The organism is Nonomuraea bangladeshensis (assembly GCF_039529455.1).
GTDB lineage: Bacteria > Actinomycetota > Actinomycetes > Streptosporangiales > Streptosporangiaceae > Nonomuraea > Nonomuraea bangladeshensis.
On record NZ_BAAAMV010000001.1, the window covers coordinates 456,356 to 477,135 of the forward strand.

The window sequence follows — 20,780 nt, forward strand, 5'->3', positions numbered from 1 at the left end:
TCAGACCACCCGTTGTGCCCGGTATAAACGGGGTAATCGGGGGGTTTCGCCGGGGAGCGTGATGAACCTGGGACCACCAATGAGCAGGGAAGGCGTCGAGCACGCGCTGCGCGCCCGCGCCGACGAACGTGACCGCATCTCCGGTGACCTGCTCGACCTCGAATCCCACACGACCTACCAGTTGCTCAAGGGCGCGTCCTTACGGGGGACGACCGCCCACCGCTGGACGGACGTCCAGGCGGCGCTGGCCAGGCTCTGGGGCCTGAACGACGCCTACCGGGCCGTGTTACGCGACGCGGAGCAGATCAGGGACTCCCGTGGCCGGCTCGGCTCCGACCAGCTCGAACAGCTCACCACGCTGCTCGCCGGGCCGTCGGTGGTGCTGAAGGCCGCCGCCAAGCCGGTCGAGCAGCGCTCGCTGCTGCCGCAGGCGGACGAGCGGCTGACCCTCGACCAGGCCGTCACCCGCATGGACGCCGCCTTCCGCGAGGTCACCTCGGCCCTCACCGACATCGACGCCCGCTGGAACGATCTGCTCCCCCGCCTCGACGCCGCCGACGCCGGCCTGCGCCGCGTCCGCGCGCTGGAGGCGGACCTCGGCGAGGCCGCGCCGGGGCTGGGCCAGGCGGACGCCGACCTCGTACGGCTGCGCGCCGACGTGGTCGAGGACCCGCTCGGCGCCTCCGTCGAGCCGGACCTCGACCGGGTCTCCCGGCTGCTGGCCGCCGCCGTCGCCGAGCTGGAGCTGGCCGTCACGGTCAAGCAGGAGTACGCCCGCCGCCGCGAGAACCTGGTGGCCGCGCTCGACCGGGTGCGGGCCGCCGAGAGCGAGGCCCGGCTGGCCCACGGCGCGGTCGTCGTCAAGATCGCGCTGCCGCCGCAGGCCCAGCCGCGCAGCCGCGTGGACGCCCTGGCCGACGCGCTGGACGCGCTCGACGTCTCGGCCGACTCGTGGGTGCTGCGCGCCAAGCGGCTGTCCGGGCTGGAGAACGACGCCGACGCCGCGGCCAGGCAGGCCCAGACCACGGCCAGGGCGCTGTACGGCCTGGTCGGCCGGCGCGACGAGCTGCGCGGCCGGCTCGGCGCCTGCCAGGTGATGGCGGTGCGCAAGGGCCTCGCGGAGGATCCGGCCGCCGCCGAGCTGTTCGAACGGGCCCGCGCCCTGCTCTGGAGCGCCCCCTGCGACCTGACCGCGGCGGCCGCGGCCGTCGAGACCTACCAGCGTGCCATCCATGGAGGTGAGGCATGACCCGCTGCGTGCAGCCCGGCTGCACCGGGACCATCGAAGAGGGCTACTGCGACCTGTGCGGCCACGCGGCGACCGCCGCGCCCCCGGCGTCCGCGCCTTCCTCGGTCTCGCTCTCGCCGCCCACCCAGCCCTCCTCGCCCGTCACCAACCCGGTGAGCCGCATGACGGGGCCGGCCAGCAGCGGGCGGTCGCGGGCGGGGGTGCTGGCCACGCTGGCCGACCTGCCGTCGGTGCCGTACCGCGATCCGGCCACCGCCGTCATGGCCAACCCGGAGGTGCCGGAGGAGAAGCGCTACTGCGCCAACCCCGACTGCGGCAAGCCCGTCGGCCGGTCCAGGAACGGACATCCCGGGCTGACCGACGGGTTCTGCCCGCACTGCCGCACGCCGTACTCGTTCGCCCCGAAACTGGGCAAGGACGACCTGGTGGCGGGCCAGTACCGGGTGCTGGGCTGCCTGGCGCACGGCGGGCTCGGCTGGATCTACCTGGCCTCGGACGAGAACCTCGACGGCCGCTGGGTGGTGCTCAAGGGCCTGCTCAACACCAACGACGCCGAGGCGCTGGCCGCGGCCGAGGCCGAGCGGCGCTTCCTCACCACGGTCGACCACCCCAACATCGTCAAGATCTTCAACTTCCAGCGCTCGGCCGGGCTCGGCTACATCGTCATGGAGTACGTCGGCGGCCAGTCGCTGCACGAGCTGCGCCGCCAGGGCCCGCTGCCGCTGCGCGAGGTCCTCATGTACGGCAGGGAGATCCTGCACGCCTTCGGCTACCTGCACGAGAACGGCATGGTCTACTGCGACCTCAAGCCGGCCAACGTGATCAGGGTCGGCCGCCAGCTCAAGCTCATCGACCTCGGCGCGGTCCAGCCCATCGGCTCGCCGCCCGGCACCTCGTGGGCCACGGCCGGCTACCACGCGCCCGAGCTGGAGACCCACGCGGCGTCGGTGGCCTCCGACCTCTACACGGTGGCGCGGACCCTCGCCGTGCTGGCGATCCCCGGGTTCAGCCCGGTGCAGAACGGCAAGGGCGCGCCGCTGCCGCAGGACTGCGGGCACCCGTCGTTCACCCGGCTGCTGCGCCGGGCCACCGCCGACGACCCTGCCGACCGGTTCCAGAGCGCCTGGGAGATGGAGGAGCAGCTCGTCGGGGTGCTGCGCGAGGTGTGCGCGCAGGAGGACGGGGTGCCGTACCCGCATCCCTCGACGCTGTTCGGGCCGGAGCGGGGGGCGGTGGGCACGGCGCTGGCCGAGGACGGCGGGGCGGTGCTCGCGCCGCTCGACCCGGCGGCCGTCGCCGCCGAGCTGCCGGTGCCGCTGGTGGACCCGGCCGACCCGGCCGCCGGCGCGCTCGCCGGGCTGCTCGGCCTGGACGGCAAGGATCTCGTGGACCAGCTCGCCGCGATGCCGCGGACGCCCGAGACCCGGCTGATGCGGGCCAGGCTGCTCGCCGAGGAGGGCGCCGCCGAGGCCCCGGTGGTGCTCGACCAGCTCGCGGCCGAGCTGCCCGGCGACTGGCGGGTCACCTGGTACCGCGGCGTGCTGGCGATGGCGACCGGACGGCTCGACACGGCCGTGTCGATGTTCGACGCGTGCCTGTCGCTGCTGCCGGGCGAGCCGGCGCCCAAGCTGGCGCTGGCGTTCGCGCTGGAGTGCGCGGGCCGGCACGCCGCCCCCTGGTACGACACCGTCTGGCGCACCGACCACGGCTACGTGAGCGCCGCGTTCGGCCTGGCGCGTACGGGCCGGCTGAGCGTGCTGGACGAGGTGCCGGCCACGTCGAGCTACCGGGTGGCGGCGCAGGTGGCGCTGGCGGTGTCGGCGGCGCGCCGGCCGGACCCGGCCGCGATCGTCCCCGGCGAGCTGGTCACCGCGGCCGACCGGCTGACCCGCCTCACCGACCTCGACGGCCGCCGCCGCGACCTGCTCACCGCCGAGCTGCTGCACGGCGGCCTGGCCTGGCTGGCGTCCAACGCGCCGCCGCCCGGCCTGCGGCTGGCCGAGGCCGCGTTCACCGAGTCGGGGCTGCGCAGGCGGCTGGAGTCGATCTACCGGCGGCTGGCCGTGGCCGCCACCACCCGCCAGGAGCGGCACGCCCTCATCGACCAGGCCAACGCTGTACGTCCCCGGACGTGGCTGTGACGGCCCCGGAGGCCCGCGCGGCGGACGCCGGGGCGGGGGCGTGCCCGGTCTGCGGCACGCCGGTGTACGAGGGCTACGCCTACTGCGAGAAGTGCGGCCACACCCTGGGCTCGCCAACGTGCGCGTCCTGCGGGGCGGCCGCCGTGGACGCCGAGGGCTACTGCGAGCGGTGCGGGCTGCGCCAGCCGACCGGGCGCGACCACGCCGAGATCGTCCTGGAGGGCGGCGCGGCGGCGGTCACGGACCGGGGCCTGCGGCGCAGCAGGAACGAGGACGCGGTCGCGCTGCTCGCCGCCGGGCGGTCCACGGTGGCCGTGGTCTGCGACGGCGTCGGCAGCTCCCCCAGGGCCGACGAGGCGTCCGCGGTGGCCGTCGAGGCGGCGAGCGCGGCGCTCATCAGGGGGCTGGCGCACGAGGAGGCTTTCGAGCTGGCCGGGCGGGCGGTCACCAAGCTCGCGACGTCCGTGGACGACGCGCCCGCCTGCACGTACGTCGCCGCCGTGGTCAGGGACGGCCGGATCAGCCTGGCCTGGGCGGGCGACACGCGGGCGTACTGGCTGCCGGCCGAACCCCCGGCCGGACCGCCGAGCGGGCTGCCGGACGAGCTCCCGACCGTGCCGTCGACCGAGCTCCCGAGCGGGCCGCCGGAGGGGACGCCGGACTGGACGCCGGCCGAGCCCCCGGGCGGGGCCCTGCTGACCACCGACGACGCGATCGAGACCGGCGAGATCACCGCCTGGCTCGGCGCGGACGCCGACGACGTCCGGCCGCACGTGCGCGTGTTCGAGCCGCAGGGCCCCGGCCTGCTGCTGGTCTGCAGCGACGGCCTGTGGCGCTACCTGGACGGCCGCCCGCTCCCCGCCCCCGGCGATCCCCAGGAGCTGGCCCGCGAGCTGCTGCGGCACGCCCTGGACTCCGGCGGCCAGGACAACATCACGATCGCCCTGATCCCCCTAGGAGAACTCCCGTGAGTGACCAGCCGACGTTCACGCTGACGATCGACCAGAACAAATATCTCCCCCTCGACGGCCGCGAGGTGCACGCCATCCTGACGGTCGGCGCCACGGGCGGGATCACCACGCAGGCGGCCGGGCCCGCGGAGGCCGCCGAAGTGATCATCGTGGACACCTCCGGCTCGATGAGCGGCAGCAAGATCCGCGAGGCGCGGCAGGCGGCCGTGACGGCCGTGCAGACGCTGCGCGACGGCGCGTACTTCGCGGTGATCGCCGGCACCGACCGGGCCACGATGGTCTACCCGCGCGGCAACCCCCACCTGGTGAAGGCCACCCCCGGGACGCGGGCCGAGGCGCACCGGGCCATCGACAAGCTGCTCGCGCACGGCGGCACCGCGATCGGCGAGTGGCTGAAGCTGGCCGGTCACCTGCTGACCGCGCACCCGTCGGCGATCCGGCACGCGCTGCTGATGACCGACGGCCAGAACAACGAGCGCGCCGACGTCTTCGCGTCCGTGCTCGCCGCCTGGAGCGGCAAGTTCGTGGTGGACTGCCTCGGCGTCGGCGCCGACTGGGCGCCGGCCGAGCTGCGCAAGGTGGCCGAGGCGATGCTCGGCACGTTCGACTTCGTCCGCGACCAGGGCGACCTGCCGGAGTACTTCCGCCGGCTCACGCAGACCTCGATGAGCAAGACCGTGGCCGAGCTGTCGCTGCGGGTGTGGGTGCCGCAGACCGCGCGGCTGAAGTTCGTCAAGCAGGTCTCCCCCGTGCTGCTGGACCTCACCGGCAAGCGGACCGACGTCAACCCGCTCACCGGCGACTACCCGACCGGGTCGTGGGGCGCGGAGGAGCGCGAGTACCACGTGTGCGTCGAGGTGCCGCCCGGCCAGATCGGCCAGGAGATCAGGGCGGGCTGGGTCAAGCTCGTCCGGCCCGACACCGGGGACGTGCTCGCCAGCGGCAACGTGCTCGCCCAGTGGACCGACGACCTCGCCCAGTCCACCCGCATCAACGGCAAGGTCGCCCACTACACCGGCCAGGCCGAGCTGCACGACCTCATCCAGGACGGGCTGAGCGCCCGCGCGGCCGGCGACGTGGACACCGCGACCGCCCGGCTGGCCAAGGCCCGCGAGATCGCGGTCGAGTCGGGCCGCGAGGACACCGCCCGCCTGCTGGAGAAGGTGGTCGAGGTGGACCCGGCCACCGGCACCGCGCGGCTGCGCAGGAACGTGGACAAGGCCGACGAGATCGAGCTCGACACCGGATCGGTGCGCACCAGCCGGCTGCGCAAGGAAGGATCGTGATGGCGACCTGCCCGCAGGGGCACGCGTCGGGCGCCGACGACTACTGCGACGTGTGCGGCGCCCAGATGGCCGCCGCCCCCGCCCCCCAGCCCGCCGCGCCCTCCGGTGGGAGCGCGACCGCCGAGAGCTGCCCCATCTGCCAGACGCCGCGCGCCGGTCAGTTCTGCGAGGTGTGCGGCCACGACTACAGCGGGAACGGGGCGGCCGTCCCGCTCCCGGTCACCGGGGCCCGGTGGGAGGCGGTCACCGCCGCCGACCGCGCCTACTACGAGAAGGTGATCGCCGAGGGCGGGCCGGACGCCGACCGGGTGGCCTTCCCGCCGTACTGCCCCGAACGCTCCTTCGGGCTGCACGGCGAGCAGGTGCGCATCGGACGGCGCAGCCGGGCCAGGAACGTCGCCCCCGAGATCGACCTGACCGGCCCGCCCGAGGACCCGGGCGTGTCCCACCTGCACGCCGTGCTGCTGGCCCAGCCGGACGGCTCGTGGACGGTCGTGGACCCGGGCTCGTCGAACGGCACCCAGGTCAACGGCAGGCCGCTCACGGTGAACGTGCCGGTGAGGATCGGCCCCGGCGACCGCATCCACCTGGGCGCGTGGACCGTCATCACGATCAGGGAGGGCACCCCGTGACGATGACGCAGGCCCCTCCCCCGGCCCCGCCCATGATGGCGCCCGCGCCGCCGCCCCCGCCGAGGCGGCGCAACGTGCCCGGCCGCGTCCGCACGCTCACCGGCGTCACCGCCGCCGCGCTCGCGCTGCTGTTCACGGCGCTGGCGGTGGGCAGCTCCAGCGCCCGCGACGGCCTCCAGGTCATCGGCCGCGACGCCGGGCCGCAGGTCGTCGCCACCGCGGGTCTCTACCTGGCGCTCAGCGACATGGACGCGCAGGTCGCGGGCGCCCTGCTGATGGGCAACGGGTACGCCGAACGGCGCGCCGACGCCCTCGCCCGCTACGAGAGCCGCCGCTCGGAGGCCAACCAGGCGCTGCTGAAGGCGTTCCAGCTCTCCGGCGACGACCCGGCCGAGCGGCGGACCGTGCAGTCGGTGCTGGACGGGCTCGGCCGCTACGAGCGGCTGGCCGGGCAGGCCCTGCTGCTCGACGAGCGCGCCGGGCACGCGCCGGGCCCGCCGCCGGCGGAGGTCGTGGCGACCTACCGGCAGGCCACCGACCTCATGCGGATGGTGCTGCTGCCGCAGGCGTACAACCTGACGCTGGAGAACGGCACCATCGTGCGCCGCACCTACGACGACAAGCAGCTCATGCTGCCGCTGCTGCGGGCCGCGGTGGTGGTGGCCGGGCTGCTCGCGCTGGGCTGCCTGCTGGCGCTGCAGATCTTCCTGGCCCGGCGCTTCCGCCGGGTGTTCGGCCCCGCGCTGCTGGTGGCGACGGTCACGACCGCGCTGGCGCTGGTGTTCGGTTCGAACGTGCTGAGCCAGGACCAGGACGCGCTGCGCGAGGCCAAGAAGTCGTCGTTCGACTCGGTGCTGACGCTGGCGAGGACGCGGGCGATCAGCAACAGCATGCAGGGCGACCAGAGCCGCTATCTGCTGGACAAGGAGCGGGCCGACACCTACGAGCACACGTTCCTGGACAAGTCGCAGTCGCTCTTCTACGTCCCGGCGGGCAACCTGGAGACCTACCAGGCCAAGGTGACCAAGGGCGAGACGAAGGTGCTCGGCCTGCTCGGGCCCGAGCTGATCGGCCCGCGCGGCCGCGACGTCGCCACCGCCTTCGCCGGCTTCCAGGCCGCCGACGCCGACCTGCGCAAGCTGGCGCTGGCCGGGCGGGACAACGGCGCGGTGGCGGCCCGGCTCACGACGGCGACGCAGGCGTTCGACGCCTACGACCGCGCGGTGGTGGCGCTGGCCGGTCAGCACGAGGCCGACTTCGAGCGGGCCATCGGCCGCGGCGAGAACGCCCTCGACAACCTGTGGCGGCTGCTGCCCTTCGCGATCGGCGGGATCGGCCTGCTGCTGATCGCCGGGGTGTGGCCTCGACTCAAGGAGTACCGGTGAAGCGGGTGCTGGCGGTGACGGCGGCCCTGGTGGCCGCGCTGGCGGCCGGAGGCTGCGCGAGCGGCGAGGTCGAGTCGATCGTCGACAAGGACGACCTCGTCATCGCGGTGCGGCCTGACCTGCCCTCGGTCGGGTTCCGCAAGGCCGACGGGACGTTCGAGGGCTTCGACGTGGACGTGGCCCGCTACCTCGCCCGCAAGCTGGGCAAGGGCGTCACGTTCCTGCCGGCGCTGGCGGCCGACCGGGACAAGGTGCTGCTCGACGGGCGGGCCGACATGGTGGTGGCGACGTACACGATCGACCAGGACCGCAAGGCCAACGTGCTGTTCGCGGGGCCGTACCACATCTCCTACCAGGACATCCTGATGCGGCCCGACGAGACGTTCAAGAACGTGCGCGACCTCAAGGGGCGGCGGATCTGCCAGGTCAAGGGGTCGAACGCGGCCGAACGGGTCACCGAGGAGCGCAAGGTCGCGGCGCAGCTCGTGCCGTTCGACGACTACGCGCAGTGCCTGGAGGCGCTGAAGAGCCGGCAGGTGGACGCCGTCACCACCAACGACGTCATCCTGGCGGGCCTCGCCATGCGGGACGGCTCGGGGCTGCGGCTGGCCAACGCCCAGTTCAACGAGCAGCGTACGGGCGTCGGGCTGCGCAAGGGCGACGTCCCCGGCTGCGAGGAGGTCAACCGGGCGATCATCGACATGTACCAGGACGGGACGGCGTCGAAGCTGCTGCACAAGTGGTTCGGCAAGTCGGGGCTGCACCTCGGCACGATCGCCGTGCCGCAGTTCGAGGGCTGCTCCTGACGTCGCGCGGGAAGCCGAGCGGGCCGGGGCGTCAAGCCCCGGCCCGCTCTCCCGCCCTCCGGTCGTCCGCTCAGTCGAGGTAGTCGCGCAGCATCTGCGCCCGCGTGGGGTGGCGGAGCTTGGCCAGGGTCTTCGACTCGATCTGCCTGATGCGCTCCCGCGTGACCCCGAACTCCCTGCCCACCTCCTCCAGCGTGCGCGGATGCCCGTCGGCCAGCCCGAAGCGGAGCTGGATGATGCGCTGCTCCCGGTCGGACAGCGTCGCCAGGATGTCGTCGAGCTGGTCCTGCAGCATGATGAAGGCCGCGGCCTCCATGGGCACGACGGCGTCGGCGTCCTCGATGAAGTCACCGAGGTCGGAGTCCTCCTCGCCGATCGGCGACTGCAGCGACACGGGCTCCTGGGCGATGCGCTGGATCTCCACGACCCGGTCGACCGGGAGGTCCATCTCCTTGGCGATCTCCTCGGGGATGGGCTCGCGGCCGAGGTCCTGGTGGAGCTGGCGCTGGACCCTGACGAGCTTGTTGATGGTCTCCACCATGTGGACCGGGATGCGGATCGTCCGCGCCTGGTCGGCGATGGCCCGGGTGATCGCCTGCCTGATCCACCAGGTCGCGTACGTGGAGAACTTGTAGCCCTTGGTGTAGTCGAACTTCTCGACGGCCCTGATGAGGCCGAGGTTGCCCTCCTGGATCAGGTCCAGGAACAGCATGCCGCGGCCGACGTACCGCTTGGCGATCGACACCACGAGCCTGAGGTTGGCCTCGATGAGGCGTTGTTTGGCCCGCGTGCCCTGCCAGACGAGCTCCCTGAACTCGGGGAAGGCCAGGCGCGAGACCCCACCGGCCAGCTTGTCCTCGGCGAACAGGCCGGCTTCGATCGACTTGGCGAGCTCCACCTCCTCCTCGGCGGTCAGCAGCGGCACCCGGCCGATCTCCCGCAGATAGATGCGGACCAGATCGCTGGTCGGCGCCCGCTTGCCTACGTCTTCCTCATCGGCGCGGGTGGACTCCTCGTCGCCCTGGGGCTCGAGGACCTCCACGCCGTTCTCGGCGAGCATGCGCACGACGCGCTCCAGCGCGTCGGACGGCAGCTCGGATCGGTCAAGCGCGGCGGCGACGTCATCGACGGTTACGCTCCCGCGCTCCCTTCCCTTCGCGACGAGGTCCGCCACCTGAAGATCTACCGATGGCGGTCCGCTTGGCAGCACCGATGCACCCACGGGAGACAGTCTGCAGTATTGGTTCCGTCAAATGGCAGACCCATTTTTGTCACCGAAGGTAAGACCTCCGTCCTTACCGAATTGAGATCGGAATTAGGTTTGGCCGGAGTTTGATCAGGAAAGTAAAGCCAATTACGCGATCAGCATTCTCGCGCCCGGCGGGCCCCTCCGGCCGGACGCGACTCTTTCGCTGCCCGGACCACGTTGTCCACCCGCTTTGTCGCATGCTGGACCGCGCCAGGTTCCCGGGCCAACCAGCCGGGTTTGCCGCTTGGATCCGCGACCGAACCGTTACCTTCACCCGGCGCGGACGATCAGCTTCCGGGGTCGGCTTCCGGCGGTCAGCTTCCTGCCGCGCGCTCGCGCAGCACCCGGCGCTGCTGCTCCAGCGCCACCAGCTCGCCGAACAGCTTGTTGTACTCCTGCTGCTCCTCCACCGGGTTGAGCCGCTGGATGCGCGACTTGACCTGGGCGATGGCCCGGTCGACCGCGATGGCCTCGATGGCCGCCAGCATCGCCCCCGCGTAGCGCTCCTCGGCGTGCGCGTCGGCCTGGATCGGCTCGACCGCGAACCGGGTCACCAGCGCCCGCGAGCCCTCCTCGTGCGCGTGCTCCAGCAGCAGGTCGACCCACTCCCTGCCGCCGTGACCGGCCGCCGCGAGGCCGCCCGCGGCGGCCACCACCCGGTGCAGGGCGACGTGGTCGGGCGCGGTGAACGCCTGGGGGTCGAGGGCGTCGAAACGCGGCCCCAGCAGCGCGGGACGCTGCACGGCCAGCTTGAGCAGCTCGGCCTCCACCCGGACGCCGGGGTCGACCGGCGCCGCCTGCGGGGCGCGCTGCGGACGGCCCTGCTGCGCCCCGGCGACCGCCGCGATGCGCTGCATGACGAACCGCTCGTCCATGAAGCCGAGCCAGCGGTCGAGGTCGATCGCGTAGCGCTTGCGCAGCCCGGCGTCCTTGATGCCGGCCACGATGGGCGCGGCGGCGTCGAGAGCGGCGATCTTGCCTTCGTTGCTGCGCAGGTCGTAGCGGGAGATCGTGCTCCTGATCGCGAACTGGAACAGCGGCTCGCGGCTCGCGACGAGGTCGCGCACGGCCGCGTCGCCCTGCTTGACCCGCAGGTCGCACGGGTCGAGCCCGTCGGGCTGCACCGCGACGTAGGTCTGCGTGACGAACTTCTGCTCGTCGGCGAACGCGCGCAGCGCCGCCTTCTGCCCGGCCGCGTCGCCGTCGAAGGTGAAGATGACCTCCCCCCGGAACTCGGCCTGGTCGAGCAGGAACCGGCGCAGGATCTTGATGTGCTCCTCGCCGAACGACGTGCCGCAGGTGGCCACCGCCGTCGGCACCCCAGCCAGATGGCAGGCCATCACGTCGGTGTAGCCCTCGACGATCACCGCCTGGCTGCGCTTGGAGATCTCCCGTTTAGCGAGGTCGATCCCATAAAGCACCTGGCTCTTCTTGTAAAGCGGGGTGTCAGGCGTATTCAGGTATTTGGGCCCGTCGTCGGAATCGAGCAACTTCCGCGCCCCGAAACCGATCACGTCGCCCGTGGCGTCCCTGATCGGCCAGATCAGCCGGCCGCGGAAGCGGTCGATCGGGCCGCGCCGCCCCTCCTTGGCCAGCCCGCCCTTGACCAGCTCGTCCGCCGAGAAGCCGCGGCCCAGCAGGTGCCGGGTCAGCGCCTCCCACTCGTTGGGCGCGTAGCCCACCCCGAAGGTCTCGGCGTCGGCCCGCTCGAAGCCCCGCTCCGACAGGAACCGCCGCCCGGCCGCCGCCTCGGGGGCGAACAGCTTGCCGGCGTAGAACTCGGCCGCCGCCTTGTGCGCCTCGATCAGCCGGGCCCGCTCGCCGTGGTCGCGCTTGGGGACGTAGCCGCCCTGTTCGTACTGGAGGTGGATGCCGGCCCGCTGCGCCAGCCGCTCGACCGCCTCGCCGAACGACAGGTGCTCGATCTTCTCGACGAACGTGATGACGTCGCCGCCCTCGGAGCAGCCGAAGCAGAAGTACATGCCGCGCTCGGGCGTGACGTTGAACGACGGCGTCTTCTCGTCGTGGAACGGGCACAACCCCTTGAGGTTGCCGCCTCCGGCGTTGCGCAACTGGATGTGCTCGCCGATGACCTCGGCGATGGGAGAGCGTTCGCGCACGAGCGCGATGTCGACGTCACGGATCCGGCCAGCCACGCCGGTGAGTCTATGCCGCCCCGCTGACGTTCCCCGCACCTGCCGCCAGAATGGGCTCATCCCTCGGGGGATCGCGGCAAAGCGGCTCGGCGGGGGTCCCCGGTCGGCTACAAAGGTAAAGTTCGTGGAAGCGGTGACACGGGTGGAGATCATGCGATCGGGGCATCTCGGACGATGGGCGGCCGTCGCGGGCGCCGTGCTGCTGACGGGCGCCTGCTCGCAGGCGACCGGGCTGGCGGGCGTGAGCGCCAAGTCGCCCACCACGGCCCCGTCCGCGGGCACGCCGGCGGCCACCGCGACCGTCCCCGGCCCCACGCCGTCGGCGCAGCACCAGGCCGCCGCCGAGCAGCCGCCGCAGGGCGACGACCCGGTCAGGGTGCCGCCTCCCAAGCTGTCGAAGTACGCCTACACCTTCCCCGTCAAGGGTTGCAAGACGAGCTACCAGCGCAAGCTGCTGGTGCTGCCCAAGACGACGATCTGGGCCAAGCAGGGCTGCGAGTTCGTGGCGCCGGTGGACGGCGTCGTGGACGAGGTCAACGTCCAGAACGGATGGACGCCGGCCAGGGACGACGGCTGGACGCGGGAGGGCAGGTTCGTCACGGTCATCGGCGACGACGGCGTGCGCTACCTCGGCGGCCACCTCGACTCGGTGGACGCCGGCGTCAAGCCGGGCCTGCGGGTGAAGGCCGGCCAGGTGCTGGGGAAGGTGGGCCGCTCGGGCAACGCCCGCGACACCGGCGCCAACCTCTACTTCGCGATCTCGTGGAAGACCGGCCCCGCCTACTGGTGGGTGCGCCGGGGCATGGTCGAGCCGTGGGACTACCTCGACGCCTGGGCCAAGGGCAACCGCACCCTGTCGCCGCGCGAGGAGACGCTGAAGCTGCGCGCCAAGCTGGGCGAGACGCCGCCCTGCACGGTCCAGTGCGCCGGGCGGGCGCAGCCGCCGACGCCCAGCAAGACGCCCCGGCCCACCCCGCGCAAGACCGCCGAGAAGAAGGACGAGATCCCGGACAAGGAGACGCTCAACCCGACGACAATTCCTTAGGGTCGACGACCGTTCCGGAGCGGATGAGCTCCTGGATGCCGTCCGCGACGTCCCAGACGTTGACGTTCATGCCGGCGACCACCCGGCCGTCGCGCAGCCAGTACGCGACGAACTCCAGGCCGTCCACGTCGCCCCGCCAGACGACCTCGTCGTAGCCGTCGATGTGGCCGGAGAACTCCATGCCGAGGTCGTACTGGTCGGTGTAGAAGTACGGGACCAGGTCGTGCACGACCTCCTGGCCGAGCATGGAGCGGGCGGCGGCGGGGCCGCCGTGCAGGGCGTTGGCCCAGTGCTCGACGCGCAGGTGGCGGCCGTACAGCGGGTGGAAGGACTCGGCGACGTCGCCGGCGGCGTACACGTGGGGGTGCGAGGTGCGCAGGGCGGCGTCGGTGCGGACGCCCTGGCCGACCTCCAGGCCCGCCTCGCGGGCCAGCTCGACCTCGGGCGTGGCGCCGATGCCCACGACGACGAGGTCGGCGGTGAGCCGCTCGCCCGAGCTGAGCCGCACGCCGGTCGCGGTGACCTCGGCGGCGGAGATGCCGAAGCGCAGGTCGACGCCGTTGCGTGCGTGCAGGCGGGCGAACACGCCGCCCACCTCGGGGCCGAGCACCCGGTGGAGCGCGGTGGGCTCGGGCTCGACGACGGTGACCTCGCAGCCGGCCGCGCGGGCCGCCGCGGCCGTCTCCAGGCCGATCCAGGAGGCGCCGATGACGACGACGCGCTCGGCCCGCGCCAGGCCCTCCCTGATGGCCTCGCTGTCGGCCAGGGTGCGGAGGTAGGCGGCCGGGCCGGGCAGGCGGCGCGGGGTGGCCCCGGTGGCGATCAGGAGCTTGTCGTACGGCTGGCGCGAGCCGTTGCCGAGCCGGACCACATGGTGCTCGGGCTCGATGCGGGTGACCCGCGTGCCGAGACGGAGATCCACGGCGTTGTCGGCGTACCACTCGGGGGCGTGGACGAAGACGGCCTCGCGCTCGCTCCTGCCCAGGAGATGGTCCTTGGACAGGGGCGGCCGCTCGTAGGGCCGTTCGCTCTCCGCGGCGAACAGCACGATCTCACCGTCGAAGCCCTCTTCCCGCAACGTCTGCGCGGCCTTGGCCCCGGCAAGCCCGCCGCCGACGATCACATATGTGGCCATGGGCGCAGTATCCGCCCCGGGCGGGATTCGGGGAAGCGGATCGGGTCACCGGGTGAGCCGCCGGTGCCAGGCGACCGCCGAGGTGTCGGTGAGCGAGGCGATCTGGTCGATGACGACCCGGACGCGGGCGGCGTCGTCGGCCGCCTCCAGGAACGCCGGCCGGAAGGCGGGCTCCAGCGTGCCGGGCGCGCCGAGCGTGATCAGGGAGGCGAGCTCGGTGATGAGGTCGCGCTGGCGGGCCTGGTTGGCGTTGTGGTCCTCTGTGGTCATGACGTAGTGGGCGGTGACGCCCTTGAGCAGCGCGCACTCCAGCCGGGTGGCGTGCGGGACGACCAGGTCGGCCCGGTGGCGGGCGCTGCGCATCTCCTTGGTGGCGGCCTGGGCGGAGCGGCAGAAGCGGCCGATGAGACCGCTCGTGAGCGCCTTCAGCCCGGCCAGCTCGGGCAGGGTGCCGGTGAAGCGGCGCGGCCAGAGCGGGTCGGCGACGAGCTTGCCGAAGACCTCCTCCAGCTCGCCCAGGTCCGCGCCGGGGGTGTACCAGGTGCGGGTGGTCTCGCAGACGAGCCTCCGCTCGGCGGGCGAGTGCAGGGCCTCGGGGACGACGTGGCCCGAGTGCAGGGCGTCCTCCAGGTCGTGCACCGAGTACGCCACGTCGTCGGCCCAGTCCATGATCTGCGCCTCGAAGCTGACCCGGCCCTCGGGGGCGCCCTCCCTGATCCACTTGAAGACCGGCAGGTCGTCGTCGTACACGCCGAACTTGGCGCCCTTGTCGCAGGTCCACGGGTACTTGACGGAGGCGTCGAGCGCGGCCCTGGTGAGGTTGAGCCCGGCGCTGCGGCCGTCCTCGGTGAGGACCTTGGCCTCCAGCCGGGTGAGCAGGCGCAGGCTCTGGGCGTTGCCCTCGAAGCCGCCGCAGGTGGCGGCCAGCCGGTTGAGCGCCACCTCGCCGTTGTGCCCGAACGGCGGATGGCCGAGGTCGTGGGCCAGGCAGGCGGTCTCCACCAGGTCGGGGTCGACGCCGAGGGTGGCGCCCATCTCGCGGCCGACCTGGGCGCACTCCAGCGAGTGCGTCAGCCGGGTGCGGGGGATGTGCTGGCCGCCGCCGAGCGCCTCGCCGGGGCCGACCACCTGGGTCTTGGCGGCGAGCCTGCGCAGGGCGGCGCTGTGCAGGACGCGGGCGCGGTCGCGTTCGAACGCGGAGCGTTCAGGATTGCCGGGAGGTTCCGGAACCCAGCGCTCCTGGTCGTGCTCATCGTAGTGCGGCATTGGTTCGACGATTTTATCCAGTTTCATGTCTCCGCTAGTGTCAAGCCTCGCGAGAACCCCTTCCCCGGGAGTCCTTCCCCATGACCACAGCGTTCCGAGCGGTGCTGGCCTTCACCTTGCTCGCCGGCTTCTACCTCCTGGTCGGCCTCGTCCTGGCGGCCGCGGTGTTCTTCGACGTCCTGCTCATCGTCGACTTCGGTGCCAACACCCTCAAACTGGCGGTGGTGCTCACCCTGGCCGCGGGCGCGCTCGTACGGGCCCTGGTCATGGTGAGCCGCCGCAAGGACGGCGAGCAGCCGGGCGTGGCCGTGGGCCGCGAGCACGAGCCGGTGCTCTGGCAGCTGGTCGAGGACCTGGCCCGGCGGGTGCGCACCGCCCCGCCGGACGAGATCAGGCTGGTCGCGGAGGTCAACGCGGCGGTGTCGGAGGACACCCGCTGGCTGGGGCTGCGGGCGACGCGGCGGCGCATGTTCATCGGACTGCCGCTGCTCCAGCAGCTCACCGTGGACGAGATGCGCGCGGTGCTCGGGCACGAGCTCGGCCACTACAGCGGCGCCCACACCCGGCTCGGCGCGCCGGTCTACCGGGGCCGGGTCGCGCTCATCGCGACCGTGCAGGGGCTGGGCGGACACCCGTTCATCCAGAAGCTGTTCACCTGGTACGCCAAGCTCTACCTCCGGATCTCCCAGGCCGTCTCGCGCCGGCAGGAGCTGGAGGCCGACCGGCTCGCGGTGGCGATCGGCGGCCGGCAGGCCATGGCGGGGGCGCTGACCAAGGTGCACGCGACGGCGCTGGGCTGGGACATCTACGTCAACGGCTACCTGTCGCTGGCCGGCGCCGGCGGCGGGCGGCCGACCGCCGTGTTCGGCGGCTTCCAGCGGATGATGGGCGACCCGGAGCGGCAGGCCCAGATCGCGAAGCTGGGGGCCGAGCCCGAGGAGGTCTCGCCGTACGACTCGCACCCCGCCCTGGCCGAGCGGCTGGCCGCCATCGAGCGCCTGCCCGAGCCCGAGCACGTCCCCGACCCGCGCCCGGCCCTGGCCCTGCTCATGGACGCCAACGTGGCCGCGCAGGCGGTCGAGAACTCCATGTGGACGCCCGAGGCGCTGTCCGCGCTCCGCCCGGTGGGGTGGGAGGAGCTGGTGGCCCAGGGCATGTACGCGGGCCGCAACGCCGAGGCGCTGCACGACCTCGCGGTGGCCGGGCAGCGGGTGATGGGGTCGCCGCAGCCGTACCTGGACGCGGCCTTCGAGGCCATCGCGCGGGGCCGGCAGGCCGAGCTGGAGGCGCGGCTGCTGGAGCTGGGCTGGAACCCGTCGGAGACGCTGCTGGCCGGGGTGCTGGGGCAGGCGCTGGAGGCGGTGCTGATCCAGCTCGGCCAGGCCCGGTGGACGCTGTCGTGGTCGGGGCCCGCCCGGCTGCTCTACGACGACGGCGAGGAGGTGGCGCTGTCGGAGTACGCGGCCCAGGTCGCGGCGAACCCGGAGGCGGTGGCGGGGCTGCGGCGGTGGCTCGGCGACCACGGCATGCGGCATGACTACGTCCCGGTCGAGCAGCCCCCAGCCGCCCCGCAGCCGCCCGCCGTCCAGCAGTCGCCCGCCGCGCCGCAGCCGCCCGCTCTCACCCCACAGGGCTGACCGGCCTGACGGAGGGGACCGTGCGGCCCCCTCCGCCGCCCGCTCAGCGGGTGTCGGAGTCGGTCTCGCTCAGCGCGGCCCGGCCCGCCTCCAGCCGCGCCACCGGGATGCGGAACGGCGAGCAGGAGACGTAGTCCAGCCCTGCCTCGTGGCAGAAGTGCACCGAGTCGGGGTCGCCGCCGTGCTCGCCGCAGATGCCGAGGTGCAGGTCGGGACGGGTGGCCCGGCCCTCCTGGACGGCGAGCTCGACCAGCCGCCCGACGCCCTCCCTGTCCAGGGTCTCGAACGGCGACACGCCGAAGATGCCGAGCTCCAGGTAGCGGGAGAAGAACGCGGCCTCGACGTCGTCCCGGGAGAAGCCCCAGGTCATCTGGGTGAGGTCGTTGGTGCCGAAGGAGAAGAACTCGGCCGCCTCGGCGATCTGGCCGGCGGTCAGCGCCGCCCTCGGGGTCTCGATCATGGTGCCGACGAGCGCCTCGACGCCGACCTCCGCGAGGATCCTGACCGCCTCCTCGCGTACGGACTCCAGCTCCTGCACGGTCGCCACCAGCGGGATCATGATCTCCGGGCGCGCGCCGGGCACCTCCTTGGCGGCCTGGGCGATGGCCCGCACCTGCATCGCGAACAGCCCCGGGATCACCAGCCCGAGCCGGACGCCGCGCAGGCCCAGCATCGGGTTCTGCTCGTCCAGGCGCTTGACGGCGGCGAGCAGCGCGCGGTCCTTGTCGGTGGGGTTCTCCGAGGTCGCGATCTTGACCGACAGCTCGGTGATGTCGGGCAGGAACTCGTGCAGGGGCGGGTCGATCAGGCGGATCGTGACCGGCGCGCCCTCCATCGCCTGGAAGATGCCCACGAAGTCGGACTTCTGCAGCGGCTCCAGGGCGTCCAGCGCCGCCTGGCGCTGCTCGTCGGTCGAGGCCAGCACCAGGTCCTCCACGAGCTGCCGGCGCTCCCCGAGGAACATGTGCTCGGTGCGGCACAGGCCGATGCCCTGCGCGCCGAAGCGGCGGGCGCGGGCGGCGTCCTCGGGGGTGTCGGCGTTGGCCCGCACGCCGAGCCGGCGGCTCGCGTCGGCGTGGCGCATGATCCGGTCCACCGCCTTGACCAGCTCGTCGGCGGGCTCGGCGCCCTCGAAGTACTCGACCACGGCCGAGGCCACGACCGGCACCTCGCCGAGGAACACCTCGCCGGTGGTGCCGTCGATGGAGATCACCTCGCCCTCGGCGACGACGATGCCGCCGGGCGCGGTGAACCTGCGCTCGGCCGTCGAGACCTCCAGCTCCTCGGCGCCGCACACGCACGTCTTGCCCATGCCGCGGGCGACCACGGCGGCGTGGGAGGTCTTGCCGCCGCGGCTGGTGAGGATGCCCCTGGCTGCGATCATGCCGGCCAGGTCGTCGGGGTTGGTCTCGCGGCGTACGAGGATGACGTCCTCGCCCTGCCCGGCCAGCTCGACGGCCCGCTCCGAGGAGAAGACGGCCTTGCCGACGGCCGCGCCCGGGGAGGCGTTCATGCCCTTGGCGATCCGCTTCTTCTCGGCGCCGTGGTCGAAGCGCGGGAACATGAGCTTGGCGAGCTGGTCGCCGGTGACGCGGGTGACCGCCTCGTCGAGGGTGATGAGGCCCTGGTCGACGAGCTGGGTGGCGATGCAGAACGCGGCCGCGGCGGTGCGCTTGCCGACCCGGGTCTGCAACATCCACAGCTTGCCGCGCTCGATGGTGAACTCGATGTCGCAGAGGTCCTTGTAGTGCGTCTCCAGGACCTCCATGATGCGGACGAGCTCGTCGTAGGAGGTCTTGTCGAGGCGTTCGAGCTCTTCGAGGGGGATCGTGTTGCGGATGCCCGCGACGACGTCCTCGCCCTGGGCGTTCTGGAGGTAGTCGCCGTAGATGCCCTGGCGGCCGGTGCCGGGGTCGCGGGTGAAGGCGACGCCGGTGCCGGAGTCGTCGCCGTAGTTGCCGAAGACCATCGCCATGACGTTGACGGCGGTGCCGAGGTCGGCGGGGATGCGCTCCTGGCGGCGGTAGAGGATGGCGCGCGGGGCGTTCCAGGAGTCGAAGACGGCGTTGATGGCGAGGCGCATCTGCTCGCGGGGGTCGGTGGGGAAGTCCTTGCCGGTCTGCTCGCGGACGATGCCCTTGTACGTCTCCACGAGCCGCTGCAGCTCGCCCGCGTCGAGGTCGGTGTCCTGGCGGCGGCCCTTGACGGCGTCGAGCGCGTCCTCGAACAGGTCGCCGTCGATGCCGAGGACGGTCTTGCCGAACATCTGGATGAGGCGGCGGTAGGAGTCCCAGGCGAAGCGCTCGTTGCCGCCGGCCTGCTTGGCGAGGCCGTGCACGGACTCGTCGTTGAGCCCGATGTTGAGCACGGTCTCCATCATCCCCGGCATGGAGAACTTGGCGCCGGAGCGCACGCTGACGAGGAGGGGGTCGTCGGCCTGGCCGAGCTTCCTGCCCATGCGCTCTTCGAGCGCCTTGAGGTGCTCGGCGACCTCCCGGTCGAGACCGTCGTGGACGGCGCCCTCCGCCAGGTAGTGGCGGCACGCCTCCGTGGTGATCGTGAATCCGGGGGGAACGGGCAGCCCGAGATTGGTCATCTCAGCCAGGTTCGCACCTTTACCGCCGAGAAGATCCTTGAGATTCCTGTTGCCCTCGGTGAAGTCGTAAACGTACTTGGCCACCACAGCTCCAATCCAACACGCGTCTGATCCGGACTCTACCGGCGAAATTGATGGTGAAACTGCACTCCTTCCTCAAGTCACTGTTTATGCAGGTAAACGGCTTATGAGAGGTCTAATCCAATTATAAGGCTGGTTTGCCGAAAATTGGTTTATACCAATTGGTATAAACCAATTCTTGCGCCGGAAAGAGGGGGCGGACGCGGAATCGGATCACCCTGTGGGAGCGATGGTGTTCGTGCCGGGTCTTCTTCACCGGCGCTTTCGCGGAGCCGCGCGCGAGACGGGCCGGGTGCTCGGCGTCACGCTGTCCGCGGGCGCGGGCGATCCGCCGCCGGCCTACGTCAGGCAGCGGGAAAGGGCAGGAACTGCTGCTGCCGGTGCCGCTGAACCTGGACGTGCCTGCCGGCATCTGGTTCGGGGGCGCCTTCCCTGACATGGGATGTTCAGGCTTTTCGTCACGCCCTGCCGGCGGCGGCACCACACGCGCCGGTCCTCGCCTGACGGCGGAGGCATACCGAGTGCCCGAAGAAGCACGGCGCGTACACGCCGCGCGAGGCCGCCCGGCAGGGGCCACTGGGAACATGGGCAAGCGGGGCCGCTGGGCCGGGCCGCCGCGCAAGGTCCCCAGGCGAAGGCGCCGCACAACGCCGCCAGGCGGACGCGCCAGGCGAAGACGCCGCACATGCCGGCCTTCGCCTGGCGGCAGAGGCATGCCAAGCACCCTGAAGCGCAGAGTGCGTCACGCTGCTCGCCGGGACAGCGTGGGAGCACGGCGCGTACTCGCTGCGCGGGGTCGCCGGGCGGGTGCGTCGCGAAGGCCCCCGCGCGGGCGCCCAGCGCGGCGGGCGCACCGCTGGGGCCGCCAGCAGCGGCCCTCCGTCTCCGACGACCGGCGGGTGGCAGCACGGGCGAGCGCGGCACGGGCAGGCGCGGCACAGGCAGGCGCACCGCGGGCCCATGCGGGGCGCAGGCAGGCGCACCACGGGCCCATGCGGGGCGCAGGCAGGAGCACCACGGGCCCATGCGGGGCGCAGGCAGGCGCACCACGGGCCCATGCGGGGCGCAGGCAGGCGCACCACGGGCCCATGCGGGGCGCAGGCAGGCGCACCACGGGCCCATGCGGGGCGCAGGCAGGCGCACCG

General features: G+C 72.7%; 14 protein-coding genes. 9 read left to right on the plus strand and 5 right to left on the minus strand.

Going from position 1 to position 20,780, the window contains the following annotated elements; genetic code table 11:
• The first annotated feature begins 79 nt into the window (after positions 1-79).
• From ABD292_RS01915 to ABD292_RS01945, 7 genes are read left to right on the plus strand one after another with little or no spacing between them, the layout of a single operon-like run.
• On the plus strand, positions 80-1,249 hold the full coding sequence (locus ABD292_RS01915) for a hypothetical protein (protein ID WP_344204732.1): 1,170 nt from the start codon (positions 80-82) through the stop codon (positions 1,247-1,249).
• A complete protein-coding gene (locus tag ABD292_RS01920; protein ID WP_344204733.1) occupies positions 1,246-3,390 on the plus strand; it encodes a tetratricopeptide repeat protein in 2,145 nt (714 codons plus the stop codon). Before ABD292_RS01915 ends, ABD292_RS01920 begins: the two co-directional genes overlap by 4 nt.
• A complete protein-coding gene (locus ABD292_RS01925; protein ID WP_344204734.1) occupies positions 3,381-4,361 on the plus strand; it encodes a PP2C family protein-serine/threonine phosphatase in 981 nt (326 codons plus the stop codon). The genes ABD292_RS01920 and ABD292_RS01925 overlap by 10 nt, the downstream gene beginning before the upstream one ends.
• Positions 4,358-5,647, plus strand: coding sequence for a vWA domain-containing protein (locus tag ABD292_RS01930; protein ID WP_344204735.1), 1,290 nt, complete (start codon positions 4,358-4,360; stop codon positions 5,645-5,647). The genes ABD292_RS01925 and ABD292_RS01930 overlap by 4 nt, the downstream gene beginning before the upstream one ends.
• Positions 5,647-6,279, plus strand: a complete 633-nt coding sequence (locus ABD292_RS01935) for an FHA domain-containing protein (RefSeq protein WP_344205285.1) — start codon at positions 5,647-5,649, stop codon at positions 6,277-6,279. The genes ABD292_RS01930 and ABD292_RS01935 overlap by 1 nt, the downstream gene beginning before the upstream one ends.
• Positions 6,280-6,281: 2 nt before the next feature.
• Positions 6,282-7,664 (plus strand): hypothetical protein, encoded by a 1,383-nt coding sequence (locus tag ABD292_RS01940; RefSeq protein ID WP_344205287.1) that lies wholly within the window; start codon positions 6,282-6,284, stop codon positions 7,662-7,664.
• A complete protein-coding gene (locus ABD292_RS01945) occupies positions 7,661-8,470 on the plus strand; it encodes a transporter substrate-binding domain-containing protein (RefSeq protein ID WP_344204737.1) in 810 nt (269 codons plus the stop codon). Before ABD292_RS01940 ends, ABD292_RS01945 begins: the two co-directional genes overlap by 4 nt.
• Before the next feature lie 70 nt (positions 8,471-8,540).
• Here ABD292_RS01945 and rpoD read toward each other — a convergent pair whose 3' ends face one another.
• Together rpoD and dnaG are read right to left on the minus strand one after the other, a co-directional pair.
• Positions 8,541-9,644 carry an RNA polymerase sigma factor RpoD gene (rpoD, locus tag ABD292_RS01950; protein WP_245774956.1) on the minus strand — a complete coding sequence of 368 codons (1,104 nt, stop codon included), beginning with the start codon at positions 9,642-9,644 and terminating at the stop codon, positions 8,541-8,543.
• 389 nt (positions 9,645-10,033) lie between these two features.
• The gene (dnaG, locus tag ABD292_RS01955; protein WP_344204738.1) at positions 10,034-11,875 is read right to left on the minus strand and encodes a DNA primase; all 1,842 of its coding nucleotides are present in this window, start codon (positions 11,873-11,875) and stop codon (positions 10,034-10,036) included.
• Positions 11,876-11,999: 124 nt separating this feature from the next.
• Here dnaG and ABD292_RS01960 point away from each other — a divergent pair, with 124 nt between their 5' ends.
• Positions 12,000-12,920: a M23 family metallopeptidase gene (locus ABD292_RS01960; RefSeq protein ID WP_344204739.1), complete on the plus strand. Its 921-nt coding sequence runs from the start codon at positions 12,000-12,002 to the stop codon at positions 12,918-12,920.
• On the opposite strand, the gene ABD292_RS01965 is transcribed toward ABD292_RS01960, so the two are convergent.
• Positions 12,898-14,055 carry an NAD(P)/FAD-dependent oxidoreductase gene (locus ABD292_RS01965; RefSeq protein WP_344204740.1) on the minus strand — a complete coding sequence of 386 codons (1,158 nt, stop codon included), beginning with the start codon at positions 14,053-14,055 and terminating at the stop codon, positions 12,898-12,900. The two genes, ABD292_RS01960 and ABD292_RS01965, sit on opposite strands and share 23 nt — an antisense overlap.
• Before the next feature lie 45 nt (positions 14,056-14,100).
• Positions 14,101-15,321, minus strand: a complete 1,221-nt coding sequence (locus tag ABD292_RS01970; RefSeq protein WP_344204741.1) for a deoxyguanosinetriphosphate triphosphohydrolase — start codon at positions 15,319-15,321, stop codon at positions 14,101-14,103.
• A gap of 80 nt (positions 15,322-15,401) precedes the next feature.
• On the opposite strand from ABD292_RS01970, the gene ABD292_RS01975 reads away from it, so the two are divergent.
• Positions 15,402-16,958, plus strand: a complete 1,557-nt coding sequence (locus tag ABD292_RS01975; RefSeq protein WP_344204742.1) for a M48 family metallopeptidase — start codon at positions 15,402-15,404, stop codon at positions 16,956-16,958.
• Positions 16,959-17,001: 43 nt separating this feature from the next.
• Here the strand turns inward: ABD292_RS01975 and ppdK are convergent, their stop codons facing one another.
• On the minus strand, positions 17,002-19,638 hold the full coding sequence (ppdK, locus tag ABD292_RS01980) for a pyruvate, phosphate dikinase (RefSeq protein ID WP_344204743.1): 2,637 nt from the start codon (positions 19,636-19,638) through the stop codon (positions 17,002-17,004).
• Between the last annotated feature and the right edge of the window lie 1,142 nt (positions 19,639-20,780).